The 26,052-nt window shown below is 70.8% G+C and carries 22 protein-coding genes and 1 pseudogene; 12 read left to right on the forward strand and 11 right to left on the reverse strand.

Annotation, left to right across the window (positions count from 1 at the left end; translation table 11 throughout):
- The first annotated feature begins 103 nt into the window (after positions 1–103).
- The 3 genes from RCH22_RS15215 (at position 104) to RCH22_RS15225 (ending at position 3,075) form a co-directional block, all read left to right on the forward strand.
- The gene (locus tag RCH22_RS15215) at positions 104–1,228 is read left to right on the forward strand and encodes an FUSC family protein (RefSeq protein WP_327014548.1); all 1,125 of its coding nucleotides are present in this window, start codon (positions 104–106) and stop codon (positions 1,226–1,228) included.
- Between the two features lie 145 nt (positions 1,229–1,373).
- On the forward strand, positions 1,374–2,585 hold the full coding sequence (locus tag RCH22_RS15220; RefSeq protein ID WP_327014549.1) for a hypothetical protein: 1,212 nt from the start codon (positions 1,374–1,376) through the stop codon (positions 2,583–2,585).
- Between the two features lie 115 nt (positions 2,586–2,700).
- A complete protein-coding gene (locus RCH22_RS15225; RefSeq protein ID WP_327014550.1) occupies positions 2,701–3,075 on the forward strand; it encodes a hypothetical protein in 375 nt (124 codons plus the stop codon).
- Between the two features lie 8 nt (positions 3,076–3,083).
- Here the strand turns inward: RCH22_RS15225 and RCH22_RS15230 are convergent, their stop codons facing one another.
- Positions 3,084–3,866 (reverse strand): IclR family transcriptional regulator, encoded by a 783-nt coding sequence (locus RCH22_RS15230; RefSeq protein ID WP_327014551.1) that lies wholly within the window; start codon positions 3,864–3,866, stop codon positions 3,084–3,086.
- A gap of 106 nt (positions 3,867–3,972) precedes the next feature.
- Here RCH22_RS15230 and hutH point away from each other — a divergent pair, with 106 nt between their 5' ends.
- On the forward strand, positions 3,973–5,604 hold the full coding sequence (gene hutH / locus RCH22_RS15235) for a histidine ammonia-lyase (RefSeq protein ID WP_327014552.1): 1,632 nt from the start codon (positions 3,973–3,975) through the stop codon (positions 5,602–5,604).
- 138 nt (positions 5,605–5,742) lie between these two features.
- Positions 5,743–5,895 (forward strand): hypothetical protein, encoded by a 153-nt coding sequence (locus RCH22_RS15240; protein ID WP_327014553.1) that lies wholly within the window; start codon positions 5,743–5,745, stop codon positions 5,893–5,895.
- A gap of 295 nt (positions 5,896–6,190) precedes the next feature.
- On the opposite strand, the gene RCH22_RS15245 is transcribed toward RCH22_RS15240, so the two are convergent.
- Entirely contained in the window at positions 6,191–6,607 is a 417-nt protein-coding gene (locus RCH22_RS15245; protein WP_327014554.1) for a hypothetical protein, read from the reverse strand.
- Between the two features lie 43 nt (positions 6,608–6,650).
- On the opposite strand from RCH22_RS15245, the gene RCH22_RS15250 reads away from it, so the two are divergent.
- On the forward strand, positions 6,651–7,781 hold the full coding sequence (locus tag RCH22_RS15250) for a M23 family metallopeptidase (RefSeq protein WP_327014555.1): 1,131 nt from the start codon (positions 6,651–6,653) through the stop codon (positions 7,779–7,781).
- A gap of 59 nt (positions 7,782–7,840) precedes the next feature.
- Here the strand turns inward: RCH22_RS15250 and RCH22_RS15255 are convergent, their stop codons facing one another.
- From RCH22_RS15255 to RCH22_RS15285, 7 genes are all read right to left on the reverse strand, one after another.
- The gene (locus RCH22_RS15255; protein WP_327015539.1) at positions 7,841–8,770 is read right to left on the reverse strand and encodes a 5'-3' exonuclease; all 930 of its coding nucleotides are present in this window, start codon (positions 8,768–8,770) and stop codon (positions 7,841–7,843) included.
- Between the two features lie 113 nt (positions 8,771–8,883).
- A complete protein-coding gene (locus RCH22_RS15260; RefSeq protein WP_327014556.1) occupies positions 8,884–9,987 on the reverse strand; it encodes an acyl-CoA dehydrogenase in 1,104 nt (367 codons plus the stop codon).
- Between the two features lie 168 nt (positions 9,988–10,155).
- Complete coding sequence (locus RCH22_RS15265; RefSeq protein ID WP_327014557.1) at positions 10,156–10,668, reverse strand: DNA starvation/stationary phase protection protein; 513 nt, start codon at positions 10,666–10,668, stop codon at positions 10,156–10,158.
- Between the two features lie 142 nt (positions 10,669–10,810).
- The gene (locus tag RCH22_RS15270) at positions 10,811–11,305 is read right to left on the reverse strand and encodes an NUDIX domain-containing protein (protein ID WP_327014558.1); all 495 of its coding nucleotides are present in this window, start codon (positions 11,303–11,305) and stop codon (positions 10,811–10,813) included.
- Between the two features lie 261 nt (positions 11,306–11,566).
- On the reverse strand, positions 11,567–13,207 hold the full coding sequence (locus RCH22_RS15275; protein WP_327014559.1) for an NAD-dependent malic enzyme: 1,641 nt from the start codon (positions 13,205–13,207) through the stop codon (positions 11,567–11,569).
- Between the two features lie 96 nt (positions 13,208–13,303).
- Positions 13,304–16,873 (reverse strand): efflux RND transporter permease subunit, encoded by a 3,570-nt coding sequence (locus RCH22_RS15280; protein WP_327014560.1) that lies wholly within the window; start codon positions 16,871–16,873, stop codon positions 13,304–13,306.
- Between the two features lie 77 nt (positions 16,874–16,950).
- On the reverse strand, positions 16,951–18,477 hold the full coding sequence (locus tag RCH22_RS15285) for a PLP-dependent aminotransferase family protein (protein WP_327014561.1): 1,527 nt from the start codon (positions 18,475–18,477) through the stop codon (positions 16,951–16,953).
- A gap of 63 nt (positions 18,478–18,540) precedes the next feature.
- Between RCH22_RS15285 and RCH22_RS15290 the strand changes: the two genes are divergently transcribed.
- A complete protein-coding gene (locus RCH22_RS15290; RefSeq protein WP_134446245.1) occupies positions 18,541–19,164 on the forward strand; it encodes a YitT family protein in 624 nt (207 codons plus the stop codon).
- Here RCH22_RS15290 and RCH22_RS15295 read toward each other — a convergent pair.
- Entirely contained in the window at positions 19,161–19,940 is a 780-nt protein-coding gene (locus RCH22_RS15295) for a MerR family transcriptional regulator (RefSeq protein WP_327014562.1), read from the reverse strand. The genes RCH22_RS15290 and RCH22_RS15295 overlap by 4 nt on opposite strands.
- Before the next feature lie 102 nt (positions 19,941–20,042).
- On the opposite strand from RCH22_RS15295, the gene RCH22_RS15300 reads away from it, so the two are divergent.
- From RCH22_RS15300 to RCH22_RS15310, 3 genes and pseudogenes are all read left to right on the forward strand, one after another.
- The gene (locus RCH22_RS15300) at positions 20,043–20,876 is read left to right on the forward strand and encodes a CPBP family intramembrane glutamic endopeptidase (protein WP_327015540.1); all 834 of its coding nucleotides are present in this window, start codon (positions 20,043–20,045) and stop codon (positions 20,874–20,876) included.
- A 137-nt stretch (positions 20,877–21,013) separates the two neighbouring features.
- On the forward strand, positions 21,014–21,916 hold the full coding sequence (locus RCH22_RS15305; RefSeq protein WP_327014563.1) for a hypothetical protein: 903 nt from the start codon (positions 21,014–21,016) through the stop codon (positions 21,914–21,916).
- Positions 21,913–22,299, forward strand: a pseudogene (locus RCH22_RS15310) (PadR family transcriptional regulator); the annotation flags it as partial. The gene RCH22_RS15305 and the pseudogene RCH22_RS15310, both read left to right, overlap by 4 nt.
- Positions 22,300–22,824: 525 nt before the next feature.
- On the opposite strand, the gene RCH22_RS15315 reads toward RCH22_RS15310, so the two are convergent.
- Complete coding sequence (locus RCH22_RS15315) at positions 22,825–23,109, reverse strand: hypothetical protein (protein ID WP_327014564.1); 285 nt, start codon at positions 23,107–23,109, stop codon at positions 22,825–22,827.
- 93 nt (positions 23,110–23,202) lie between these two features.
- Between RCH22_RS15315 and RCH22_RS15320 the strand changes: the two genes are divergently transcribed.
- Entirely contained in the window at positions 23,203–23,685 is a 483-nt protein-coding gene (locus tag RCH22_RS15320; protein WP_327014565.1) for a MarR family transcriptional regulator, read from the forward strand.
- 173 nt (positions 23,686–23,858) lie between these two features.
- Positions 23,859–26,048 carry an APC family permease gene (locus tag RCH22_RS15325; protein WP_327015541.1) on the forward strand — a complete coding sequence of 730 codons (2,190 nt, stop codon included), beginning with the start codon at positions 23,859–23,861 and terminating at the stop codon, positions 26,046–26,048.
- Positions 26,049–26,052: the final 4 nt, after the last annotated feature.

Raw genomic sequence — 26,052 nt, forward strand, 5'->3', positions numbered from 1 at the left:
CCCAAAAGTCACGGACCAGTTTCGGGGCACCCCGGGTTCGGTCGAACCTCCCGGCAGAAGAACCGGTTCGGGAGGTACCGTGTCGTGACAGGAAGGGACGCAGATGACGCGATCGGGCGTACGGCAGACCGTGCGACACGCGCCCCGGTGGGTGGGATCGCAGCTGACCGCAGCTCGGCTGCTGGCCGCGGCGAAGGCGGCCCTCGCCGTGGCCATCGCGTGGACGGTCGCCGGATACCTGCCGGGGGCCGCCAACGAGTACCCGTATTACGCGCCGCTCGGAGCGCTCGTCAGCATGTACCCGACGCTGATGAGTTCCGTTCGGAACGCACTGCAGACCCTCGGCGGCCTCTTCGTCGCGATCGTGCTCGCGGGTACGGTGCTGCTCGTGAGCGGACCGAATGTGCTGACCATATCGCTGGCCGTTGGCGTGGGCGCGCTCGTCGCCGCGACCGGCGTGTTCGGCGCGAACCGGGAGTACATCCCCGTCACGGCCCTGTTCGTGCTCATCATCGGGGGACCGAATGCGGACGGGTACTCGATCGGTTACCTCGAGCAGCTTTCCCTGGGCATCGTGATCGGACTCGCCGTGAACCTCCTGATCCTGCCACCTCTGACACTCGACGCCGTCGGCCGCCAGCTGTCGCACTACCGCGGCAGGCTCGCCGGCCACCTCTCCGACCTGGCCGAGGCGCTCACCGAGAACTGGCCGCCCGAGCGCGACGACTGGGCGAGCCACGGGGAGGAACTCGTCACGCTCGCGCGCGACGTGCGCGAAGCCCTGTTCCACGCGGAAGACAGCCGCAAGGGAAACCCTCGGGCCCGCATCCACCGGCGCGACCTGGCCAGGGATCGGGACGACCTGGCCGCGCTCGAGACCGTGACGTTCCACGTCCGCGACCTCACCGATGTGCTCGCCGGGGCGGTCTGGGGGGCGCCGATCGCGCTCGAACTGCGTCCAGAGCTCAGGCCGCCACTCGGCCGGGCCCTGCTCGCGGTCGTCGCGGTGCTGACCGAGTGGGAGTCGGGCCTGGACGGAGAGGCCGTCCTCACGGACTCTGGCGCATTCGAGACGGCCGAGACCGCCGTGGCGCAGCTGACGGCCGAGTTGGACAACCGGCACGACGCCACTCCCGCGACGGCGATGGGCGCCGCGACCGCGATCTCGCTGGACCTGACCCGGATCCTCGCAGCCCTCCGCCCTCGGCTGGCCCGGACCGCGACCTGATGCGGGCCGTTCCGGCGGATGCCCGGACCTGGCCTCCCGATGTCGCCGCCCGGGAATCCGGCCGGGACAGTCCAAGGGCCGCGAACTACACTCGGTAGACGGCGGGCGGAGACAGGTGCGATCACGAGTGAGGGCATGGAGCGTGATGGCGGCCGTCATCGCCCTGCTCGGCGCAGCCGTGACCGTCGCCATTCCCGCCCAGGCCGACGACTATCCGAGCTGGGCCGACGTCGAGGCGGCCCGCGCCTCCACGGCGGCGACCGAGGCGGAGGTGTCCCGGATCGGGACCCTGCTGACCGGGCTCGAAACCCAGGCCGCGACGCTCGGTGACGCTGCGATCACCGCGAGCGCGGCATCCGCCACCGCCGACACAGAATCACGCGCGGCCGCCGCGCACGCCGCGGTCCTCGCGCGCCAGCTCGCGACCGCGACCGAGAAGGCCCGGACAGCGGATGTCCAGCTCGGGCTCCTGGGTGCACAGCTGTACCGCTCCGGGGCGAGCGACGCCGTCGCCACCCTGCTCCTGGTTCCCGGCCAGGCGAGCGACCTGCTGTCGGCCCTCAGCACCTCGACCCGGCTGAGCGAACTGACCTCCGGCATCCGCGACCGGGCGCTCGCGCAACGCAACCTCGTGCAGAGCCTCGAGGAGCAAGCCGCCGCGGCGTCGACGGAACGCGATCGCCTCGCCGTCGAGGCGAAGGATCGTGCGACGGCCGCGGCCGAGGCCCAGCGCGCCGCCGATGCGCAGCTCGCCGAGCAACGGACGCGCTCGGACGTGCTCGACGCCCAGCTCGCGAGCCTGAAGAACACGACGGCCGAGACGGAGCGCTCCTACCGGGCCGGCGTCGCCGCGGCCGCGGCGTACCAGAAGCAACAGGAAGAGGCCGCGCGGGCGGCTGCGGCGAGCGCGGCGGCCCAGGCCGCTGCGGCAGCGGCGGCCGCTCAACCGGCGGCGGCGAGCGGGTCGGGCGGCTCAGGCTCGAGCGGATCCTCCGGTTCCGGCTCCTCAGGCGCGGGCTCGACCACGGCTCCCCCGTCCGCAACCGTGTCGTCTCCGGCTGCGGCCCGGGCATACGCGGCGGGCGCGGTCAGCGCGCGCGGCTGGGGCGGCAACGAGTACACCTGCCTGGTGTCGCTCTGGAACAAGGAGTCCGGCTGGCGGGCCGACGCCTACAACGCGAGCTCCGGGGCGTACGGCATCCCCCAATCGCTACCGGGAAGCAAGATGGCGTCGGCCGGATCCGACTGGCGCACGAACGCCGCGACCCAGGTCGACTGGGGCCTCGGCTACATCGCCGCCGTCTACGGAACGCCCTGCGGCGCCTGGGCGCATTCGGTGAGCGTCGGCTGGTACTGAGCCGGGCATCCGCTGCGCTGCGGGCTCCCGGTAGTGACCGAGGGCCCGCGGGTGCATGCGCCGCGCGAGAATGGATGCAGGTCGCCCGTCCGCGGCGACCGGAGTGGAGCCCCGCATGACCGAATCCGAGCTCGTCAACCTCTGGATCAAGACCCGCTGGCACGTCATCGTGTCCCAGGTCGCCCCGACCTTCCTGCTCACGGCACTGGTGGGTTTCCTGGCCCTGGGCCTGGCCGAAGCCGCACCGAGCGTGCGGGTCGCGGCGGCCGGCGTGCTCCTGGCCTCCGGCATCCTCGGTGCTCTCGTGCAGATCAACGCCGCCAATGAGGCCCTCGCTGTCATCGCCGACCTGCGAACCGTGGGAAGCACGTCAGCCGTGACCCTGCGCATCCTGTCGGCGGCACCGTGGGTGAACGTGGTGCGGTTCGTGACACCGGCCGTCTTCGTCGTCGTCTACGTTGCCCTGCTGATCGCCCTGTTCACGCACTGAGGCGGATGTCACGGACGCCCGTGGATGCGGCGGGAGAGCTCCGCGGCGGTGCCGGCGAGCTCTGCGGCGAGCGCGGGCCACTTCTCCTCGGCGATCCGCTCGCGGGGGAAGGTCACGGCGATCCCGGCGGCGGGCCAGCCGGTGTGGTCCCGCACGGCGACGGCGACGGATGCCATCCCCGGCGTGATCTCCCCGTCCTCGCGGGCGAAGCCGTCGGCTCGCACCGTCGTCAGCAGCGCACGCAACTCGGACGAGCTCCGCGGCCCCTGCCCCGGACCCTCACCCTGCCGACGTCCGAAGGCCGCCTTGTCCGGATACAGCGCACGCAGCTGGGCCGCGGGCAGCGCGGCGAGGAGCGCGCGCCCACTCGCCGTGAGGTGGCTCGGGAGGCGGACGCCGACATCCGTTACGAGTGAGGGCCGCCGCGGGGCGCGCTCCTCGACGAGGTAGACCACGTCCCGGCCGTGCAGCACGACGAGGTGCGCGCTCTCGCCGAGCCGGTCGACGAGCTGCGCGACGAGGGGGCGGCCGAGGTGGGACAGCGGCTGCTGACGGGAGAATCCGGTGCTGAGCTCGAAGGCTGCGACACCGAGGCCGTAACGGCGTTCCTCGGGGAGGTGCACGACGAAACCCTGCTCTACGAGCACGGCGAGCAGCTGGTACACCGTCGACCGCGGCAGGTCGAGGGCCGTCGCGATCGCGCTCGCCCGGGCCGGACCGCGCTGGGCCGCAAGGTGGGAGAGCAGCCGCAGGGTGTTCCGGGCGGCAGGGACCTTCGGTGTGACCACCATCCGGATGCCCCTTTCCTGCCGGTCTCGTGCGCCAGATGTCCGGTATACCGGACAGATTCGAGTGTATCCGTGCCCCTGGCGGCCGCGCAGGGTGTGCAATCGAAACATGAGCCACACCGAAGAATCCGTCACCGCGGGCATCCACCCGGCCGCAGCATCCACCGCCGCACGCATCACAGCCACAGCCACAGCCACAGCCACAGTCACGGTCACCGTCGGAGCGGGCGCAGTTTCGTTCGCAGACGTCGTCGCCGTCGCCCGCCTCGACGCGCGCATCGTGCTCGACCCGGCCGCGCTCGTCGGCGTTGCGGAAACCCGTGCCATCATCGACGGCCTTGCGAGCGACGTGAACCCGCACTACGGCATCTCCACCGGCTTCGGCGCGCTCGCGTCGACGTTCATCACGAGCGACCGCCGCGCCCAGCTCCAGGCGAGTCTCGTGCGCTCCCACGCCGCTGGCAGCGGGCCGGAGGTCGAACGCGAGGTCGTGCGCGCGCTCATGCTGCTGCGGCTCTCGACCCTGATGACCGGACGCACCGGAGTGCGCCCCGCGACGGCCGAGGCCTATGCCGCCGTGCTCAACGCCGGCATCACCCCGGTCGTGCACGAATACGGGTCGCTCGGTTGCTCAGGCGACCTCGCCCCGCTCGCCCACTGCGCCCTCGCGGTGATGGGCGAGGGCCGGGTGCGCGACGCCAGCGGCACGCTGATGGGCGGCGGGGAGGCCCTCGCCGCGGCCGGAATCACCCCGGTCGTGCTCGCCGAGAAGGAAGGCCTCGCCCTGATCAACGGCACCGACGGCATGCTCGGCATGCTCGTCCTCGCCCTGACCGACTTGAGCCGACTCCTCACGACCGCCGATATCGCCGCGGCGATGAGCGTCGAGGCGCTGCTCGGCACGGATGCGACCTTCGCCACCGACCTGCAGGCGCTTCGACCCCAGCTCGGCCAGGCCGCGAGCGCCGGCAACCTCCGCGCGATCCTCGCCGGATCACCCCTGCTCGCCTTCCACGCCGGCCCGGAGGACCCCACCGTCCAGGACGCCTACTCGCTGCGCTGCTCCCCGCAGGTGCACGGCGCCGCCCGCGACACCGCAGACCACGCCGCCCTGATCGCCGGGCGCGAGCTCGCGAGCGCCGTCGACAACCCCGTGGTCACCCTCGACGGCCGGGTGATGTCCAACGGCAACTTCCACGGCGCCCCGGTCGGCTACGTGCTCGACTTCCTCGCGATCGCCGCCGCGGACGTCGCGAGCATGAGCGAGCGCCGCACCGACCGGCACCTCGACGCGCACCGCAACAAGGGCCTGCCGCCGTTCCTCGCGCACGAGGTCGGCGTCGACTCCGGCCTGATGATCGCGCAGTACACCGCCGCCGGGATCGTCTCTGAGCTCAAGCGCCTCGCCGTGCCGGCCTCGGTCGACTCGATCCCGTCCTCGGCGATGCAGGAGGACCACGTCTCGATGGGGTGGGCCGCCGCCCGCAAGCTCCGCCGCTCCCTCGACGGTCTCGAGCGGGTGCTCGCGATCGAGATCATGACTGCCGCCCGGTCGCTCGACCTGCGCGCGCCGCTGCAGCCGGGAGCCGCGACCGGCGCCGTGCGAGACCTCGTCCGCACCGTTGCCGAGGGTCCGGGGCACGACCGCTTCCTCTCCCCCGAGATCGAAGCCGTCGTGCAGATCGTCGCGACGGGCGCGGTCGCGGATGCCGCGGCATCCGTCACGGGGCCGCTGGCCTGAGTGCTCGACGGGCGCCCGGTTCGTCCCGAACGGGGGTATCGCGATTCATGGACGAACCGGCCAGGTGAGGCCATGATGATCACCTGATCACGCAGGTAGTCCAGTTCCCGACAGGGCAGCGACCGACCCGGGGGAACAATGATTCGCATCCCGCTCGCCGACGACCACACCACGTTCACCGAGCTGCTCGCAGGCGCACTCAACCGGGAACCGGATCTCTGCACGGTAGCGGTTGCTCCCCAGACGGAGCGCCGGCATCCGGACGCGACCTGTCGACCGAGCCGCACCTGAGGGATGCTCGCCTCCCCAAAATTGGGGGGCGAGCCTCGCTGCCCCCTGAATTGGGTGGTCGAGCACCCCCAGCGTGAGGCTTGTCCGCCCAGGGTGCGGTGGTCAGGATGGGAGCCCATCCTCCCCGGAGACCGGCGTGGCAAAGCCCCGTGCCGCGCTTGTCGCCCGGGCCGGACCGTGTCACGATGGCCGGGCATCGACCCGGTCGATCTGCCCGTCCATCACCCGAAGCTGGATTGCGGAGGCTCATGAGTGCGCCACGAGGTGTCCGTCGAATCAGTCGCCGTGCGGACACTCACGCGGCCTCCCGACTGGCGCATCCGCTCGCGACGATCGCGATCGTCGTGCTCGTGATCACGGGGATGCCGACGTCGGCACAGGCGGACGCCGCGCAGCCCGTGGACCAGCCGGTTCCGGTTGCAACGACCGCACTCACGCCGGATCCGATACCCACGCCCTCGCCCGATCCAACGCCCGCGACGACGTCGACGGCAACACCGACGGCGACACCGGAACCCACGCCCACACTGGCACCGTCGCCAGAGCCCGCGCCGACGGCGACGCCGGAACCCGCGCCCGCTCCGTCTCCCACGCCGGCACCGACGCCGACCCCCGAACCAACGCCCGCTCCTCTTCCGACGCCGACGCCCACCCCCGAACCAACGCCCGCTCCTCTTCCGACGCCGACGGCGACGACGACCCCGGAACCCACACCGACACTGTCGCCTACCCCGCCGGCCTCCCTGCCGGCCCCGGTGCTGGTCGCGCCGGAACCCCAGCAGGCTTTCGGCCCGCTGGCACGCTCCCTGACGGCGGCCGCACGACAGGCAGCCGCTGCCGCCCGCGCCGCCGACGCCGCGAGGGCCCTGACGGAACAAGCCTCCGCCCGCCGCGCCGCCGCCGTCGCGGCCGCCCAGTCCCGCCTGCGCGCTACGGAAACCAGGCTGGGTGCGGCGAAGCTTGCCGACGCCTCAGCCCACGCCGACTACGAGGCCGCTGTCAGTCGGGCCGACCTCGTGCATGCGCTCAGGGAACGCGCAGGAGTCACCGCCGACGCGTCCCGCCGGGTGCTGGCAACTCTCGTTCGCGGCCTGATGCAACAATCCGGCAACAGCACCCTCGACGCGCTGCTCGACGACAGGGCCGACCATGACCTGCTGTTTCAGCTCGGAACACTGGATACCCTGTCCAGGCTGACCGCGAATCTCGACGACGTGCGCAGTCGCGTCGCCGCGGACGTCGAACGGGAGCAGGCGCTCGAGAAGCAGGATGCCGCCGCTCAGGTCGTCATCGCCGCCGTCCCCGTTTCCGCCGCCCGCACGGCGGTCACGGCGGCGCAGGAAGACGTCAACGCCGCATCCGCCGCCCTCGCCGACCTTGCCCGGTCAGCTCCGGCCGCCACGGCGGCGGGCGAGGTCCAGCCGTTCCCGGCAACTGCGCCCGTCGCGGACACCGGGCGTCTCAGCGAACAGGGCTGGACCAGACCAGCCGCAGGGCGCATCACCGATGCATTCGGCCCGCGTCTCGTGCACCCGGTTGCCGGGGTCGGTGACTTCCACCGGGGGACGGACATCGGCGCCGGGTGCGACGCGGCCATCTATGCGGCGACCGACGGAGTCGTCGAGGCCGCAGGCGTACTGGGCACCTACGGCAACTGGATCCTGATCGACCACGGGAATGGCATCACGACCGGCTACGCGCACATCGCCCCCGGAGAGACCCTGGTCAGCGTCGGTGAGCGCGTCGTTGCCGGCCAGGTGATCGCCGGGGTCGGGAGCACGGGCGCCTCGACCGGCTGCCACCTGCACTTCGAGGTCAGGATCGACGGGACCGCCGTCGACGCCGTCCCCTTCCTGTCCCTCCGCGGAGTCAACCTCGGTACCTGAACCGCAGCATTCGAACGGCCGCCGTGGCGAACGTCGAGGCCAACGTCGAGGCCAACGGATCAGGCGAGGGCAAGCAGGGCGGCGCGAACTCGCTGCATCGCGGTCGTGAGGCCCCATTCGGCGGAGAGACGGTCGAGCTCGGCGTCCTGCTCCGGGGTGCTCGGGCGGATGCGGGCTTCGAATGCAGGGAACTGCAGGTCGCGCACGACGTTGACGACGGTCGGGGCGACCCTGAGGTAGTCGGCGGCGGCGAGGATCTTGCCGCGCACACCCGCTGCCATGGCCGAGGCCGGATCGGCGGCCGCTGCGACGATTCCGTCGAGGTCGCCGAAGTCAGCGAGCAGCGTGGCCGCGGTCTTCTCGCCGATTCCGGCGACACCGGGGAGGCCATCGGAGGCGTCGCCGCGGAGGGTCGCGAAGTCGGCGTACTGCGCCGGGGTGACCCCCGTCTTCGCGACCAGCGCGGCATACGTCAAGGTCTCCAGCCTGGCCATGCCGCGGCCGGTGTAGATCACCCGCACGGCACGGGAGTCGTCGACGAGCTGGAAGAGGTCGCGGTCGCCGGTGATGACGTCGACGGGGATGTCCGCGTGGGAGGCGAGGGTGCCGATCACGTCGTCTGCTTCGTGCCGCGGGGCGCCGATCACCGGGATTCCGAGCGCGGCGAGCAGCTCGCGGATGATCGGAACCTGCGGGCTGAGGAAGTCGGGGACGTCCTCGATCGCGGTGGGGGCATCCGCTGCGGGAGGCTCGACGACCGCGGCGACCCGGTGGGTCTTGTAGGTCGGGATCAGGTCGACGCGCCACTGCGGCCGCCAGTCGTCGTCCCAGCAGGCCACGATCTCGGTGGGCGGGAACTCGGTGACGAGCCGGGTGATGATGTCGAGCAGGCCGCGCACGGCGTTGACAGGCTGCCCATTCGGCGCCCGCACGGTGTCGGGCACGCCGTAGAACGCACGGAAGTACAGGGCAGCGGTGTCGAGCAGCATCCGGCGTTCCGGTGGAGTGGTCACGGCGGAATCCTGACATATCGGACCCCTGTGCGTCCACCGGGGTGGGATCCCTGTCGTGGTGGGCTGCTGTGCCGATTGAAACGCCCCGCTCACCAGGGCGAGGGACCGCCGCCGGGAACCGGACCGCCGTCGAGGAGCAGGGCGCCGAGCGCGGCCTCGTCGCGTTCGGCGTGGTGTTGGCGCACATAGAGCTCGAGGTCGGCGACCCGCTGCGAGTGACGGGCCTCGAAGGCGAGCGGCCACGGGCCGAGCGCATGCCCGGCCCGGGCAATGACTTCCTCGACCGAACGCGCGACGAGACCCCGCACCCGCGCCGCGAGGAGTGCCCCGGCCTGGCCGGTCGCGGTGCCGTCGTCGATCGACGCTGCCGCTGCCGCGAGGGCGCCGCCGCACGCGCTCAGGGTCACGTCGATCGCGCCAAGGTGCGCACGTGCGATCTGGTCCGCCGGCCAGTCCTGCGCGCCGCGGAACACCCGACGGGCGATCCCGACCGCGCCGCCGAACCAGCAGGCGGCGACGCCGATCCCGCCCCAGGCGGAGCCCGGCCGGTCAAAGTACCAGTCGTCTTTGCGGATCGCGACCGCGGGCACGCCGCGGAAGTCAACGGGACCGCTCGTGATCGAGGGCAGTCCCCTGCCGACCCAGGTGTCCTCGAGCACGGTGATGCCCGGCTCGGCGAGGTCGACCGCGAAGAGCCGCAGCGCATTACTCGAGGTGTGCGCCGTGACGAGGGCATTGCTCAGCGAGGTCGCGAGCGAGCACCACGGCTTGAGCCCGTCGAGTCGCCAGCCCTGCTCCGACTCGGTCGCGTCGAGGCGGGTGCCGCGCGCTTCGGCCGCGAAGACACCCCAGCTGCGGGTCCGGTCCGCGTCGCCGCCGGGCAGGTGTCCCGGTTCGACGGATGCCTGGCCCAGGATCGAGAGGGCGGCGAGATGACCGTCGGTGACGCGCGCCGCCGACGGGTCGGCCGCTGAGACCGTCGCGAGCGTCTCGAAGAGGTGCAGGGTATTGCCCTCCCCGATGTCCGGAAGACGGGAACCGAGGTGCGTTGCGAGGCGGAGCGCCCGCCCGGTGTCGCCGGTCACGAGCGAGGCCTCGTCGGCGACCACGCGGAGTTGCTCACTCGCCTCGCGATCACCGGGCGCACCGAGCCAGACCGGGGCACTCTCACTGTCGAAGTTTCGCTGGTTCATCTGCGGCCTCGCCTTCCTTCGCTTGTCATTCTTGACCCGCGTGCACTGTTTCGGCGTCCTCCTCTCGCCGAGTCCACTTCGCCGCATCCCCAGTTCCGCTGTGTTCGTCGTTTCGCCTTCGCCGCCGCACCCGCGTCCGGATCCGAGCGTGCCGGTGCGGCCAGTGGCTCAGTCCGCGATGTCTGTGAGGGCCCGGCCGGAGGGACGGGTCGGCGACTTGGCGGTCGCCTTGCGCGGCAGGCGGTTCTCGGCGCTGACCATCCAGGCGTACTGCTCGAGCTTCTCGATGAAGCCGTGCAGGATATCGGCGCTCGTCGGGTCCTCTTCGTCGACGGCGTCGTGCACCTTGCGGATGTTCTTCACCGTCGCGTCGAGACGTTCCGTGATCATGACGACGGTTTCCGCTGTGTCGACCTCGCCCGCCGGGAACTTCGGCAGGTGGGTGTCCTTGGCGACCGTCTCGGTGCGTCCGTCGGGGAGGGCGTCGAGTGCGCGCATCCGCTCGGCCAGCTCGTCGGAGAAGATGCGTGCATCGTCGATGATCTCGTCGAGCTGCAGGTGCAGGTCGCGGAAGTTGTGGCCGACGACACTCCAGTGCGCCTGCTTGCCCTGAACGTGGAGTTCGATCAGGTCGACGAGGACGGACTGGAGGTTGCCGCCGAGTTCTGCCGATGCCTTCATGGGTGTGCCCCTCTCATGCGGGACGTCGGCTCCGACGGATGCCGGGCGAGGGTCCCGCTCGTTTCGAACAGCACGATAGCAGGGGTGTCCCCGCCGTGTCAGGTCGAGCGGATGCCCCTGTTCGGGTGTGCCTCGACCGGCGCTAGGCCTGGGTGTCGGCCTGGGTGTCGCGGCGGCGGAAGTGCGCGGGCCCGGACTGGGTGACGGCGAGCTGAAGCCGCTCGTCGTGAGTGCCCGGCAGGGGCGGGAGCGCGTCGAGCGGCCACCAGGCGGCCGCCGTATTCTCGCCGTCGGCCGGGTGCGGCTCGCCGCTCACCCACCGGCAGCGGAAGAGCACGTCGAGATACTGGGCGTGATCGCCGTTGGCGTATTGGAGGGGCTCGCGGGCGAAGACACCGACGAGAGTGTCGACCTCGGCGACGATGCCGGACTCCTCGAGGATCTCGCGGGCCGCGGCATCCGCGGGCTCTTCGCCGGGGTCGACGACGCCGGCGACGTTCGACCAGTTGCCGTTGTCGGCGCGGCGAACGAGGAGCGCTTCGTCGCCGCGCACGACGACCGCGGTGACGCCGATGAGCCAGAGCGGGGCGTGTCCGATGCTTTTGCGCAGTTCGAGGATGAAATCGGGGGTGGCCATCCTTCGAGCCTAGCCAGTGTGTTCCCGGGCACCACGCCTCAAGCGCCGCACCCGCCCTCATCCGAGCAGCGTGGGGCTAACTCAGGAAGAATTCGCGTCAGCTCGAAGCAACGGCCCGGAAACGCGCGGATGCGTGCCGTCGCCGAGGCGAATCTCCTGAGTTAGCCCCGGGGCATGCCGGTGGAGGCCGGCGGACGGTCGGAAAGGCCGGGCGCGGCGAAGCGTACAGCCGGCGAGGCCGGGCGCGACGGAGCGGATCGTCTAGTAGCCGGGGCGCCAGGTCGCGGCGGCGACCGCGGCCTCGGGGTCGGCGATGGCGACGCCGTTCACGCCATCGCGCACCGCCCGGGTGACCACGGCGACGGCGACGCGGCGCGACACCTCTGGCAGGTCGCGGAACGAGGGCAGCACGGCCGCGCCCGGCCGGGTCACGTCGACCATGCCGGCGATCGCGTGCGCGGCGGCGAGGAGCATGGCCCGGTTCAGCACGGTCGCCCGGGCGACGATCGCTCCGAAGCAGATCCCCGGATACATCAGGGCGTTGTTGCCCTGGCCGATCTCGTAGTCGACCCCGTCGAACCGCACGGAGGCAGACGGGCAGCCGGTGCTCACGAGGGCGGCGCCGGCCGTCCAGGTGATCACGTCGGCCGCGGTCGCCTCGGCGAGCTCGGCCGGGTTGGAGATCGGGCAGATCAGCGGGCGTTCGACGTGGGCGGACATCTCACGCACGGCAGCCTCGGTGAAGGCGCCGAACTGGGTCGAGGTGCCGATGAGCGCGGTCGGGTGCACGGCGGCGATAACGCCCTGCAGCGAGCGCGGGTCGGCGAGCGCGGGCGCGAACGCATCGCCGGCCAGTTCCCGTGCTGACCGGGCGTATCGGCGCTGGCCGGCGGTGAGGTCGGGCAGGCTGTCGACGATGAGCCCCTGCCGGTCCATCAGGTAGATCCGGGCCTCGGCCTCGGCGAGGGACTGCCCCCCTGTGACGACGAGCTCGTCGACGATCTGGTCGGCGATGCCGATCCCGGCGGTCCCCGCGCCGAAGATCAACACGCGCTGGTCGCCCAGGGTCAACCCGGAGATCAGCATGCTCGTGTTCAGGGCGGCGAGGATCGTGACGCCGGTGCCCTGGATGTCGTCGTTGAGGGTGCAGATGCTGTCGCGATACCGCTCGAGGATCGGCGCCGCCGTCGCGCGGCCGAAGTCCTCCCAGTGCAGCAGCGCGCCAGGGAACAGCCCGAGGGCCGTCTGCACGAAGTCGTCGATGAACCGGTCATAATCGGCGCCGCGGATGCGCGGAAACCGGTTCCCGAGGTACCGCGGGTCGGCGAGCAGCCCGGCATTGTCGGTACCGACGTCGATGAACACCGGCAGGATCTGGGCGGGGTCGATGCCGGCTGCCGCGGTGTACACGGCGACCTTGCCCGTGAGGATCTCCGCCCCGTTGACGCCCCAGTCGCCGATGCCGAGGATGCCCTCGCCGTCGGTCGCGACGATCAGGCGGATGTCCCGGCCGTTGGCGTAGATCTGGAGCGCCTCCCCGATGCTCTCGGGATCGAGTGCGGAGATGTAGGCGACGTCGCTGCCCGCGTAGCAGTCGCTGTACTGCTGGATCGCCTGGGCGACGGTCGGCGCGTACACGATCGGCAGGAATTCGACGAGGTGCCGGGACATCGCGTAGTAGAACAGCCGGCGGTTGCGCGCGCAGACGTCCATCAGGAACAGGCGCTTCTCGAGGTCGTTAGGCCGGGCCAGGAACCGCCGGTAGAGGTGGCCCGATTGCTGCTCGATGGTCTGCACGACGTGCGGGAGCTGCCCGGTGATGCCGCCGCGCATCCGCTCGGCCCGGGTGAACGCGGTGCCCTTGTTGCGGTACGGGTCGGAGAGCAGGGAACGCCCGGTCATGAAGTGCCTCTCGCGAGTTGGAGGCCGCGACGGTGTGACCGGTGTGCCGGGCCAGAGGCTGCTGCCTACCCCGCTTCACCCAGTTTAACCCCGCGTTTACCCGAGGTTCGTCCCCGCATCGGCCGCCGCGGCGGCGCGCGCTGCATTCTTCTCCTCGCGATGGACAGCCCGGCGCTCCCGGCCGCCCTCGACGAGGAAGTACAGCACCGGAAGCACGATGAGGGTGAGCAGGGTCGAGGAGACCAGGCCGCCGATCACGACCAGGGCAAGCGGCTGCGAGATGAACCCGCCGGTGCCGGTCAGGCCGACCGCCATCGGCAGCAGGGCGAAGATCGTGGCGAGCGCGGTCATCAGGATCGGGCGCAGCCGCCGGGAGGCCCCGTTGACGAGCGCCTCGCGCACGTCGAGCCCCCGCCGCCGGTACTGGTTGACGAGGTCGATCAGAACGATCGCGTTCGTCACCACGATCCCGATCAGCATCAGCACGCCGATCAGCGAGGGCACTCCGAGGGGGATGCCGGTGATCACCTGCAGCGCGATGGCCCCCGTCGCCGCGAACGGGATGGACACGAGCAGCAGCAACGGCTGCAGCAGCGACCGGAACGTCGCGACCATCACGATGTACACGATCAGGATCGCGGCGAGCAGCGCGATGCCGAGCTGCTGGAACGCGTCGGTCTGGTCCTTCGTGACACCGCCGAGGGTCGCGGTCGCGCCGGTCGGCAGGGTCGTGTCGGCGAGCACGGTCGCCATCTGGGCGTTGGCGGTGCCGAGGTCGTTGTTGTTCGGCGTCGCCGAGACCGTCGCGGTGCGCAGGCCCTTCGTCGTGGTGAGGGTGGCCGGGCCGTCGACCTGTTCGACGGTCGCGAGGGTGCTGAGCGCGACCGGCCCGGCGAGGGTCGGGATCGGCAGGGCGGCGAGCTCGGCCGTCGTTTCCGGCGAGCTGGCCCCGGTGAGATACACGGACAGGTTCGCCTCGTTGATCACGATCGACCCGACGACGCTCGGCTGCATCGCCTGGGAGACGAGGGTGCCGAGGGCGAGCTCGCTCAGTCCGGCGGCGGCGGCCCTCGTGCGGTCGATCGTCACGGCGAGGTAGGGTCGGGATGCGGCGAGGTTGCTCGAGCTCTCCTTGATCGCGTCGAGCTTCTTCACGGCGGCGAGGATGCTGTCGCTTGCTGTCTGCAGGTCGGCGCCGTTGGCCGCGGTGATGTCGACGGCGATGTCCGAGGTGCCGCCGAAGCCGCCGCCGGCCGTGACCGAGAAGTCGCCGGCATCAGTGAGTGCGGTGAGCTTGCCGCGGACGGCGTCCTGCACGGCGTCGGGCTTGGCCACGCCGTCTGTCGTGATCGAGTAGGTCACGGTGCTCGTGGTCGGCGCTCCCCCGGCGAACGCGGCGAGGGCGCTGCCGCCGCCGATCGACACCTGGACGATCTTCACGCCCGGCGTGCCGCGCAGGGCCGTTTCGACCGTCGTCGCGGCGGTGTCCTGGGCGGCGAGGCTCGTGCCGACCGGGAGGGCCTGGGCGACCCGGAACGTGGTCTGACCGGTCGACCCGAGAAAGTTGACCTTCATGAACGGGATGATCGCGACCGTTCCGCTGAGCACGAGCACGGAGAGCAGCAGGGTGGCGACGGCGTGCCGGAGCGTCCAGCGGATGATCGGCAGGTATCCGGCCTGCAGCCGGCTCGGCTCCTCTGCGATCGCGGGGGCCGGGGCGGATGCTGCGCGCCGGGTGCGCCGGGACGTGGTGGCCGTCGGGGCCGCCGGGGTCGCCGGGGTCGCCGCCGCGGGGGTCGGTGCCTCAGGTGCGAATTCGCCAAGGTGGTCCACCGGCGCGGCGGTTTCGGCAGCCCGCGCCTGCGGTTCTGGGAGCGGGCTGCCGAAAACGGCGCGGTCGCGGTCCGATTCCGCCGAAACCGGCGCGGCGGCGGGGGCGACGCCGGGGTCGGGGTCGGGGTCGGGGTCGGGGTCGGCGACGGTCGTCCCTGGCGCGGACTCGGACGCGAGCGTGACGGGGCCGGTCGGGTCGGCGGCCGCGAAAGCGGCGGCATCCGTTGTCACGAGGACGGGGGCGGTCTCGGGGGTCGTGCCCGGCTTGGCGGACTTCGGTGTCTTGCCGGGCTTCGGCGCCTTGGCGGGATTGGCGGGCTTGGGGCTCGGGGCGCGCAGGAACCAGTAGGCGAGCACGGGCACGATCGTGAGCGAGACGAGCAGGGAGGCGAGCAGCGCGATCGTGACGGTGAGGGCGAAGGGGCGGAAGAGTTCGCCGGTGGACCCGCCGACGAAGGCGATCGGCAGGAAGACCGTGACGGTCGTGATCGTCGACGCGGTGATCGCGCCGGCGACCTCGCGCACGGCCGCGACGATGGTCTCGGAACGGTCCACCCCGGGCACGAGGTGGCGCTTGATGTTCTCGATCACGACGATCGAGTCGTCGACGACACGGCCGATCGCGATCGTGAGGGCACCGAGGGTGAGGATATTGAGCGAGTAGCCGACGCCCTGCAGGCCGATGAAGGTGATCAGCACGGAGGTCGGGATCGAGATCGCCGTGACGAGCGTGGCGCGCACCGAGAGCAGGAAGACGAGGATCACGAGCACGGCGAAGACCAGCCCGAGGATGCCCTCCTGGGTGAGCGCGTTGATCGACTCCTGAATGAAGGGCGCCTGGTCGAAGACGACCGTGAACGTCGTGCCGGGGACGGCATCCTGGAGCTTCGGCAGGATCGCGCGGACGGCCGTGGACACGTCGACCGTGTTGGCGGCGGGCACCTTCGTGACCGCGATCGTGAGGGCCGGCTGGCCGTTGACGCGGGAGATGCTCGCGATGGGGTTCTCGCCGAGCACGACGGTGGCGGCGTCGCCGATCGTGGGCGGGGCGGCGGGGGCAGTGCCCGGATCGGCGCCAGGGGCGGTGCCGGCGCCGGTTGCGAGGAGCGGCAGGGCGGCGATGTCCGCGGCCGAGGTCAGCCTGCCGCCGGCCTGGACCGACAGGGTCTTGTCGCCCTCGGTGAGCGAGCCGGCGGGAATGAGCGCGCCGTTCTGCTGCAACGCCGAACGGATGGCCTGCGTGCTGAGGCCACGGGCGGCCAGGGCCGCGGCATCCGCTGTGATGGTGACCCGGCGGCCGACGTCGCCGACGAGCGCGGCCTCGCGCACCCCGGACACGTCGCGGATGTCGCCGAGCACGCTGCGCTTGAGGTCGTCGGCGAGGGTGGCCTGGTCACCGCCGGCGACCGCGAGGGAGATGACCGGGAAGTCGTCGATGCTGCCGCTGATCACCTGCGGGTCGAGGTTGTCGGGCAGCCGGGTCTTGATGCGGTTGATCGCCTGGCTGATGCGGGATTCGGCCTTGACGAGGTCGGTGCCGTACGTGAACGTGGCGCTGACGAGTGAGGAGTTCGTGCTGCTCGTCGTCGAGGTGGATTCGAGGCCCGCGATGCCCTGGATCGCGGTCTCGATCGGGGTCGAGACGTCGTCGTTGACGACCTCGGGCGAGGCGCCGGGGTAGCTCGTGGAGACGAGCAACTGCGGCAGCTGCAGGGAGGGGATGAGTTCCTGCTTGAGGCTCGTGAGGGCGAGGCTGCCGAAGATGGCGGCGACGATCGTGATCAGGGCGATCAGGGCCCTGTTCTTCATGCTCAGCACGGCGAGAAAATGCATGGCTCAGTATCGCATCGCCGCGTGACGCCCGTGTCGCGTTTCGCCCCCCCGGTTCGGCGCGTTGGGGCACCTCGCAGTCAGACGACGTCGGCGAGGTACCCGGTGTCGGGCAGCGGATGCCGCAGCAGCGTCCCCCAGGCCAGGCCCAGTGCGTCCACAGCGCGTTCCATCTCGAACACGCCGTGGCAGAACGGGACCCGCAGGAATCGCTCGAAGGCGCCGTCGACGCCGAAGCGGGGACCGGCCGGCACGAGCAGGCCGTGGTTGCGCGCGGCGAGCGCGAGCTGGGAGCTCACCGGTCGCCCGAGGTTGACCCACGCCGTGAGGCCGCCGTCGACGTGCGGCACGGTCCACTTGGGGAAGCGCGCGGAGAGGAGCGCCTCGAGGTGGTCGCGCCCGGCCCGGAGCTCGCGGCTGCGACGCTCGAGAATCGCCGGCATCTCCGGGAGCATCCGGGTGACGATGAGTTGCTCGAGGATCGGCGTGCCCATGTCCAGTGCCGTGAGCGCGACAACCAGCCGGCGGATCAGCGCGGGCTCCGCCCGGATCCAGCCGATGCGCAGGCCGCCCCAGATGGTCTTGCCCACCGAGCCGACCGTGACGACCGTGGCGCGGACGCCGGCGCCAGATCCTCGTCCCTGGCCGTTCATTCCCGCATTTCCCGGCTCGCCCTGCGTGTATGCCGCGAACGGCATGAAATCGTCGGGCCGGTCGATGCTCAGCTCGCCCATGGTCTCGTCCGCGATGAGGACCGTGCCCTGCCGGGCGGCGGCCTCGATGACGCGGGTCCGCTGCTCGGCGGGCATGGTCTGCCCTGTCGGATTGTGGAAGTCGGGCATCAGGTAGCCGAGCACGGGATTGCTGCCACGGAGGGCCTGGAGCAGAGCGGGCTCGTCCCAGCCGGACGAGCCGTTGCCCCCACGCGCCGTCACGCTCACCGGCACGAGCCGCGCCCCGGCCGCGCTGAGCGCCTCAACCGCGTGCGGGTAGCTCGGCTGTTCGATCAGCACCCGGTCGCCGCGGCTGACGAGCACCCGGGCGAGCAGCGAGATCGCGTGCTGGGCGCCGATCGTCACCATGATCTGGTCCGGGTCGGTCGGAAGCCCACGCACCCGGTAGCGTTCGGCGATCGCCGCGCGCAACTCCGGGATGCCGACCGGATCGAAGCCCGGACCATTCAGGTGGCGCGAGAGGTCCTCTGCTGCCCGCGCGGCGACATCCGCCAGCCCGCCGAGGGCCGACATCGTCGCCTTGCTGAGATCGAGGACACCGGTGTCGCCGGATGCGCTCCCTGAGCCCGGACCGGCCGCCGCGCCGGAGCCTGCGCCGGAGCCCGGCAGCCGCACCACGCTGCCGGAGCCGCGCACGCTCGAGAGCAGCCCCGCGGCGCGCAGCTCGCGGTAGGCGGCCGTCACGGTCGTGCGGCTCAGCCCGAGGCGCACGCCCAACTCGCGTTCGGCGGGCAGGCGGGTGCCGGCGGTCAGGCGGCCGTCGAGGGCGAGCAGGCGGATGCGATCGGCGAGCCCCCGGTAGGCGCTCCCGCCGGTGCGCCACTCGCCGAGCTTCGACTCGAGGGCACGGGCGCTGAGCTGGGTGTCCGACATGAGGCCACTCTAGACAGATTGGCTACTTGATAACAGTCCACTCGTGCAATTGGATTGGTTTCCATGACCCGTCGCCTCATTCAGTTGCTTATTGGCCTCTTCCTGTACGGCATCGCGATCGCGCTGATGGTGCGCGGCGCGATCGGCGTCGCGCCCTGGGACGTGCTCACCCAGGGCATCGACGGCCACACCCACCTCGGGTTCGGCCTGCTGACCGTCATCCTGAGCGGCGTCGTGCTGCTGTTCTGGATCCCGCTGCGCCAGAAGCCGGGCGTGGGCACCGTGATCAACGCGCTCCTCGTCGGCCCGTCGGTGGATGTCGGCCTCTGGCTGGTGCCCGCGGGCCTCGACCTGTGGCTGCGCGCGCTGCTCTTCGCGGCAGGCGTGCTGCTGCTCGCCGTCGCGACCGGCCTCTACATCGGGGCGCACCTCGGTCCCGGACCCCGCGACGGCCTGATGACCGGCCTGCACCGGCGCACCGGCTGGCCGATCTGGATCGTGCGCACCGGCATCGAGGGCACCGTGCTCGCACTCGGCTGGGTGCTCGGCGGCAATGTCGGCATCGGCACAGTGCTGTTCGCGGCGCTCGTCGGTCCGCTCTGCCAGTGGACCATCCCCCGCCTCGCGCTGCCGCTCCCGGCGCCTCGGACGCCCTCGCCCGCTTCGACCCTGGCCGACGCGCGCTAGAGGTTGCGGTCGGCGTAGGCCAGGAGGGCCGCGCGGACGAAGGCCGCCCCGGGCGGGCCGCCGTAGTTCGCGGCGAAGCGCCCGTCGGCGACATACATCTCGCCGAGGCCCGCGAGGTACTCCTTCGAGGGGCCTGTGCCGCCCGGACCGCCGCCGTGGGTGCCCGGGATGGCCCGCAACCAGTCGAACTGCCGCTGCGCGAGCGCCTGGGCCTCGGCTCCCGCCGGGTCGAGGCCGCCGGAGGCTCCGGAGGCTGAGGCCGCCGCACGCCAGTCCGCGAGGAGCCGCTCCTGCCGCTGCTGCCACGCCGTCTTCTCCGCGGCGCTCATCCCGCGCCACCAGGCGTCGCCGCTCGCCCAGGCCGCGGCTCCCCAGCGTCGCTCGACCTCCTCCTTGTGTTCGGTGTGATCGAATCCGTCGAACATGTTCTCTGCCATGAGTTGTTCCTTCCTGTTCAGGGTGGTGATGGTGTGCTCGACCGAGCCGATCTGGCGATCGAGGCGGTCACGCTCGCCGCGCAGCCAGGCGAGGTGCGCGCCGAGGGCGCGGGCGGCATCCGTCTCGTGGTCGAGCACCTCGCGAATGCCGGGCAGCCCGAGCCCGAGCGCGCGCAGCATCAGGATGCGCTGGAGCCGCACGAGCGCCGCCGCGTCGTAGTAGCGGTACCCGTTGGCACCGATCCGGCTCGGCGGGAGCAGCCCGAGATCGCCGTAGTGCCGCAGGGTGCGGCTCGTCGTCGACGCGAGCCGCGCGATTTCCTGGATCGACCAGTCCATGTCCACTCCCCGTCCGTTGTGTTCACCACAATAATTCTTGACGTTGCGTCAAGGTCAACCCGGGGGATCGAATCGAGTTCGGTACCATGTGGCATGCACGACATGACCGAGGCGACGGATGCCGCCGCGCGGCCCCGCGCGCGCCTGGCGCTCCGCCTCGTGCCCGCGTCCCTGGTCTCGGCGTCAGCGGTGCTGCTCTTCGGAGTGCACACGCCGGTCTCGATCCCCGCCGGCTATCTGCTGCTCGGAATCGCCCTCGCGGCGGCCGTCGTCATCGACCGTCCGCTCGCCCGGGACCTCGCGCTCGTCGCCCTCGGCCTCCTGCTGATCAGCACCATTTCCCTCGCCGCCAACATCGACTACCCGAACATGGCGCTGATGGGGGCGGTGCTCACGCTCGCGGTGCTCCTGCCGTACCTGGTCTCGCGCCACCTCTACCGCGAGCGGGCGATCCGGTTCCCGATCCGCACCGGGCGACCCTGGACATCCGCAGCGCTCGGGTACCTGGTCGTCGTGATCGCGCTCGGTTATGCGATTCTGCCGACTTATTTCATCCGCTCCGGCGCCTTTCACAACTGGCCGACCGTCACCGCGCCGGACGAGATCGGGCGGCTTTTCGTCGGTGTCGGCTTCGTCGGGATCTGGGACGAGCTCTTCTTCATCTGCACCGTGTTCGCGCTGCTGCGCCGGCACTTCCCGGACTGGCTCGCGAACCTGCTCCAGGCGGTGATCTTCACCTCGTTCCTCTGGGAACTCGGCTACCGCAGCTGGGGCCCCCTGATCACCTTCCCCTTCGCGCTCCTGCAGGGCTTCACCTTCGCGCTGACCAGGTCACTCGGCTACGTCATCGTCGTGCACCTGCTCTTCGACCTCGTCGTCTTCCTCGTGATCGTGCATGCGCACACCCCGGCCTGGCTGCCGATCTTCCTCTACTGACGTGCACCCGCCCGCGCGCGCGCCCACACGGGGGTTGCGCACCGCCGCAACGCGATATATCGTGAATTACACCAGACGCGATATAGCGCGAAAAAGTTTCCGGCGTCCGCAGCGGATGCCCACAGAAGGAGCACACAATGGCACTCGAAAAATGGCTGGTCGCCCCCGGGCAGACCCGGGTGATCGACGTCGAACTCGTCAACCGGCTCAAGGTCGGGCTGATCGGCGGCAAGGTCGACATCATCGGCCACGACGAACCGTTCACCCGCGTCGAGGTGCACAGCGTCAGCGGCAAGGACCTCCGCATCTCCCTCGACGGGGACACCCTCGAGGTGGACCACCCGCAGCTGCGCTGGGACAACTTCATCGAGGTCTTCGCCTCCTTCCGCGGCAGCGCCCGGGCGGACGTGAGCATCACCGTCCCGCGCGACGTCGCCCTCAAGCTCGGCGTGGTCTCGGCCGGCGCGCTCATCACGGGCCTCCGCAGCGACCTCAAGCTCAACACCGTCTCCGGTGACCTCGTCGTCGACGGCGTCACGGGCGACATCGAAGTCAACGCGATCAACGGCGAGATCTCGGTCAGCAACCACTCCGGCGACATCACCACGCACACCGTTTCCGGCGATGTCACCGCGAGCGGCAGCATCCGCCGGTTCAGCGTCGACGGCGTCGCGAGCAACGTGTTCCTCGACCTCGAGGCCTCGCCGGACACCGTCAACACGAACACCGTGAGCGGCAACCTCACCGCACGCGTCGAGGCCGGCCTCCCGATCAAGTACCACCTCAACACCATCTCGGGGGTCCTCCAGCTCGACGACCAGACCGTCAAGGGCACCCTCGGAAAGGGCTACGAGTCGAGTACGGGCGTGCTCGCGGGCAGCTGGCTCGAACTGCACGCGAACTCCGTCTCCGGTGACATCTCGATCGTCCGGCGTCCGGCCGCGGCGGCGGAGGCCCCGGCGAGCGCCCCGAGCGCAGCCGCCGGGTTCGAAGCGCCGGGCGAGGCCCCGGCGAACACCGCAACGGGGGCCTCGGCATGACTCCCGTCTTCGCCCACGGCAGCCTGCGGCTCTACCTGCTGAGCCTGCTCGCCGAGCAGCCGCGGCACGGTTACGAGCTGATCCAGGCACTCAGCGACCGGTTCGGCGGCACCTATATCCCGAGCGCCGGCACGATCTATCCACGACTGGCCAAGCTCGAGGAGGAGGGCCTCGTCACAAAGTCGACGGACGGCCGCAAGACCGTCTACGAGATCACCGACGCCGGACGCGAAGAGCTCCTTGCGCGCGGGGGCGACCTCGACGCACTCGAGGACGAGGTCACCGACTCGGTGCGCCGGCTCGCGGACGAGGTGCGGTCCGGGGTCGCCGCGGCGATGACGAGCCTGCGCACCGATCTCGCAGCTGCCGCCAGGCGGGCCAGGGATGACGCGGGCTTCGGAGCGGGCGGCCGAGCACGTGGGGGTTCGACTCCCACCACCGGTTCCGCCGTTCCGGACACGGGTACGGGTGCCGGTTCAGGCTCCACGTTTCCGGGTACGGCCGGCCCGGCGGATCCCGCGGGTTCCGGTTCCGCAGGCACGCCTCCGGGTTCGGGTTCGGCGGGCGCGGATTCCACCGACGGCGTGAGCGCGGGGTCGACGGGCGCAGAGGGCCAGCCTGCGGCGGCCGGGACCACCTCGGGAACCTCGACCGACCGTCGCCTCGAGTCCAATCGCGCGCTGCGCGAGGCCGACCTCGTGCTGAACGAATTCCGCCAGCAGCTCCGCGCGGACCTGCGCAAGGAGGCCGTGCACGCCCGGGTGCCCGCCGCGACCGTCTCGGACCTGCGCGCCCGCCTCGCCGAGGTGCGCGCCGCCATCCTGGACGCCCTGCCCCGCTGACCCGCGCCTCGCCCGTCCGCGAGAGTGCACTTTTCCGGGGATGCGTCGGGGGGGCGGCGTGCGGGATCAGGGGGCTGCGGGGGCGGGGTGGTGGATCTGAGTGCGTTCGCCCGAGCGGTCGATCTCGTGCCGGCTCATCAGCTCGCCACAGAGGGGGCAGGTCGCCTCGGCGCGCTCCGCCTGCTTCTGCTCGGTCGTCTCCGTCGTGTACGGGCCGAGCGGCGGCGGCCCGATCCAGGGCAGCAGCGTGCGATTCAGCCAGGACACGGCGCCCGCGAGGCCGTGTTCGCCCGACGGCCTGTCGTCAGAATCGCCCGGTTCGCCGGTTCCTCGTCTCGGTGCGCGTGTCATAATGGTTAGTGTACTAATTAATTACGATTAGTACACTAATCAATTCCGTCGAGACGGCCGCGACGGGGAACAGCAGAGGCGCGGGACAAACCGATGACAGACGATTTCCCGGGCACGACCGGTTCCGCGACAGTGCCCGCGTCCGCGCCCGACCTGCTCCGCCTCGAGGACCAGGTCTGCTTCGCCCTCGCGATCGCGTCCCGCAGTGTGATCTCGGTGTACCGGCCGATCCTCGAGCCGTACGGCCTCACGCATCCGCAGTACCTCGTGCTTCTCGCCCTCTGGGAACGCAGCCCGCGTTCGGTCTCCGACCTCAGCGCCGAGCTGCGCCTCGAACCCGCGACCCTCTCCCCGCTGCTGAAGCGCCTCGAGGCCGCCGGCCTGGTCGGCCGCAGTCGCAATGCGCGCGACGTACGCGTGCTCGACATCACGCTGACGGATGCCGGTCGAGCACTCCGCGAGGACGCCCTCACGATCCCGCCGCGCATCATCGACAGCCTCGGCATGACACTGGACGAGCTCACCGCCCTGCGAACCTCGCTCTGGCGGGTGATCGACGCGGCACAGTCCCCCTGACCCGCGAAAGCGGGTGAATCGCCGTTTTCGCTGCGGCACACCGACGATTCACCCGCTTTCGCGGACGGCGGTGAGGTGCGGAGTGCGGGGTGCGGGGGTACCCCAACTCGCGTGGGGCTCGCCCTATTCCCGGAAGTTTGACAGTCGTGTCCAACGGAGTAGTGTCATCCCTCGTGACACCAGACGGCTCCCAAGCGCCAGAAACTCGCTCCGCGAAGCGGTGGATCATCGGCGAACCACTCTCGACCGAGCATCTCGAGGGTCAGCTGCTGCCCAAACACCTCGCCCTGCCGATCTTTGCGAGCGACCCGCTGTCGAGCGTCGCGTACGCCCCGCAGGAACTGCTGATGATCCTGACCCTCGGCGGGCTCGCCTTCCTGAGCTTCGCCCCCTGGGTGGCGGCCTGCGTCGTGCTCCTGCTTGTCGTCGTCGTCGCGTCCTACCGCCAGCTGATCAAGGCGTACCCCTCCGGTGGCGGGGACTACGAGGTCGCCTCCAAGAACCTCGGCGAACGCGCGGGCCTGCTCGTCGCATCCGCCCTGCTCGTCGACTACGTGATGACCGTCGTCGTCTCGGTCGCGAGCGGCGTTGACAACATCATCTCGGCCGTGCCGCAACTCGTGAACTTCCGGGTCGAGCTCGCCGTCTTCTTCGTCGTGATGCTCGCCGCCGTCAACCTGCGCGGCGTGCGCGAGTCGAGCAAGGCCTTCGCCTTCCCGACCTACCTGTTCATCGCGAGCGTGATCCTGATGGTCGTCGTCGGCCTCGTGCGGGTCATCTTCGGTGATGCGCCCGTCGCCGAGTCCGCGAGCTTCGGCGTGCACGCCGAGAACCTTGCCCAGTCGGCGTTCATCCTGCTGCTGTTGCGCTCCTTCGCGAGCGGATGCTCCGCCCTGACCGGCGTCGAAGCGATCGCCAACGGCGTTCCGGCCTTCAAACACCCGAAGGTCAAGAACGCCCAGCGCACCCTCGTGCTGATGGGCGGCATCGCGATCGTGATGTTCATCGGCCTCACGACCCTCGCGCTGATCGCGAAAGTGCACTACGCGGAGAACCCCTGCGACCTGATCGGCTGGGCCGAGTGCGCCACGTCGCCGCAGCGGAGCCTGATCGCCCAGATCGCCGCGGCGACCTTCGGCAACAACTCGATCATGTTCTTCGTGCTGCAGGCCGCGACCGCCGCCGTGCTGCTGCTCGCTGCGAACACGGCATTCAACGGCTTTCCGCTGCTCGGCTCGGTGCTCGCGAAGGACTCCTACGCACCGAAGTCGCTCAGCACCCGCGGCGACCGGCTGATCTACTCGAACGGCGTCGTGCTCCTCGCCCTCTTCGCCTGCCTGATCCTGATCGTCTTCCAGGCCAACCTGACGGTCCTGATCCAGCTGTACATCATCGGCGTCTTCGTGTCGTTCACCCTCGGCCAGACCGGCATGGTCAAGCACTGGCTCACCCTGCTCAAGACGAACCCGCCGAACCGCGCCTCGATCATCACGAGCCTCTCGATCAACGGCTTCGGTGCAGCCCTGACCGGCGTGGTGCTCATCGTCGTGACGATCACCAAGTTCACCCACGGCGCGTGGCTCGTCTTCGTGATGATGCCGGTGCTGTTCACCCTGATGCTCGGCGTGAACCGCTACTACCGGGACGTCGCCAAGGAGATCGAAGTCGACCCTGACACGACCTTCGGCTCCACCGGTGACCACGCGATCGTGCTCGTCGGCAAGATGCAGAAGCCCGTGCTCAAGGCGCTCGACTACGCGATCGCCGCCCGGCACGAGGGCATCGAGGCCGTGCACATCTCGATCGACGAAGAAGAGACCAAACAGCTGCAGCGCGACTGGGTCCGGCAGAACATCCAGGTGCCGCTGCGCATCGTCGAGTCGCCGTACCGGGACATCAGCTGGCCGTTGATCAGCTACATCAAGGAGCGCCGCGCCGCGCACGGCTCCGAGGTCGTCACCATCTACACCCCGATCTACATCGTCGGGCACTGGTGGGAGAACCTGCTGCACAACCACAAGGCCCGGCGCCTCCGCCAGAAACTGATGCTCGTGCACGGTGTCACGATCGCGCTCGTGCCCTGGCTGCTCGACTCCTCCGAACTCATCTACGGCCGCAGGTCCCGCCCGATCCCGGGCCAGGACCGTCGCGGCGAGCCGGTGCGCCCGCGCCCGATCCCCCGGCGCCCGCTCGCCCCGGCGACCTCTGCTCTCGAGATCCAGGCCGCTGCCGCGGTGGCCGCAGCGGGGAAGACCGGCTCGGGTGCGGCATCCGCTGCCGGAGCCGCCGGCAAGTCGGGAGCCGCCGCGGGTCGCCCCGGGCAGCCCGCCCGCCCCGGCGCCCGGCGCCGGAAGCGCAAATAACCCG

Source organism: Cryobacterium sp. GrIS_2_6 (genome assembly GCF_035984545.1).
Lineage (GTDB): Bacteria > Actinomycetota > Actinomycetes > Actinomycetales > Microbacteriaceae > Cryobacterium.

Excerpts from the sequence above, each read along its gene's own strand:
- RCH22_RS15215 (WP_327014548.1), top strand. The coding sequence starts at position 104 with ATGACGCGATCGGGCGTACGGCAGACCGTGCGACACGCGCCCCGGTGG.
- RCH22_RS15220 (WP_327014549.1), top strand. The coding sequence starts at position 1,374 with ATGGCGGCCGTCATCGCCCTGCTCGGCGCAGCCGTGACCGTCGCCATT.
- RCH22_RS15225 (WP_327014550.1), top strand. The coding sequence starts at position 2,701 with ATGACCGAATCCGAGCTCGTCAACCTCTGGATCAAGACCCGCTGGCAC.
- RCH22_RS15230 (WP_327014551.1), bottom strand. The coding sequence starts at position 3,866 with ATGGTGGTCACACCGAAGGTCCCTGCCGCCCGGAACACCCTGCGGCTG.
- hutH (WP_327014552.1), top strand. The coding sequence starts at position 3,973 with ATGAGCCACACCGAAGAATCCGTCACCGCGGGCATCCACCCGGCCGCA.
- RCH22_RS15240 (WP_327014553.1), top strand. The coding sequence starts at position 5,743 with ATGATTCGCATCCCGCTCGCCGACGACCACACCACGTTCACCGAGCTG.
- RCH22_RS15255 (WP_327015539.1), bottom strand. The coding sequence starts at position 8,770 with ATGCTGCTCGACACCGCTGCCCTGTACTTCCGTGCGTTCTACGGCGTG.
- RCH22_RS15260 (WP_327014556.1), bottom strand. The coding sequence starts at position 9,987 with ATGAACCAGCGAAACTTCGACAGTGAGAGTGCCCCGGTCTGGCTCGGT.
- RCH22_RS15265 (WP_327014557.1), bottom strand. The coding sequence starts at position 10,668 with ATGAAGGCATCGGCAGAACTCGGCGGCAACCTCCAGTCCGTCCTCGTC.
- RCH22_RS15270 (WP_327014558.1), bottom strand. The coding sequence starts at position 11,305 with ATGGCCACCCCCGATTTCATCCTCGAACTGCGCAAAAGCATCGGACAC.
- RCH22_RS15275 (WP_327014559.1), bottom strand. The coding sequence starts at position 13,207 with ATGACCGGGCGTTCCCTGCTCTCCGACCCGTACCGCAACAAGGGCACC.
- RCH22_RS15280 (WP_327014560.1), bottom strand. The coding sequence starts at position 16,873 with ATGCATTTTCTCGCCGTGCTGAGCATGAAGAACAGGGCCCTGATCGCC.
- RCH22_RS15285 (WP_327014561.1), bottom strand. The coding sequence starts at position 18,477 with ATGTCGGACACCCAGCTCAGCGCCCGTGCCCTCGAGTCGAAGCTCGGC.
- RCH22_RS15290 (WP_134446245.1), top strand. The coding sequence starts at position 18,541 with ATGACCCGTCGCCTCATTCAGTTGCTTATTGGCCTCTTCCTGTACGGC.
- RCH22_RS15295 (WP_327014562.1), bottom strand. The coding sequence starts at position 19,940 with ATGGACTGGTCGATCCAGGAAATCGCGCGGCTCGCGTCGACGACGAGC.
- RCH22_RS15300 (WP_327015540.1), top strand. The coding sequence starts at position 20,043 with ATGACCGAGGCGACGGATGCCGCCGCGCGGCCCCGCGCGCGCCTGGCG.
- RCH22_RS15305 (WP_327014563.1), top strand. The coding sequence starts at position 21,014 with ATGGCACTCGAAAAATGGCTGGTCGCCCCCGGGCAGACCCGGGTGATC.
- RCH22_RS15315 (WP_327014564.1), bottom strand. The coding sequence starts at position 23,109 with ATGACACGCGCACCGAGACGAGGAACCGGCGAACCGGGCGATTCTGAC.
- RCH22_RS15320 (WP_327014565.1), top strand. The coding sequence starts at position 23,203 with ATGACAGACGATTTCCCGGGCACGACCGGTTCCGCGACAGTGCCCGCG.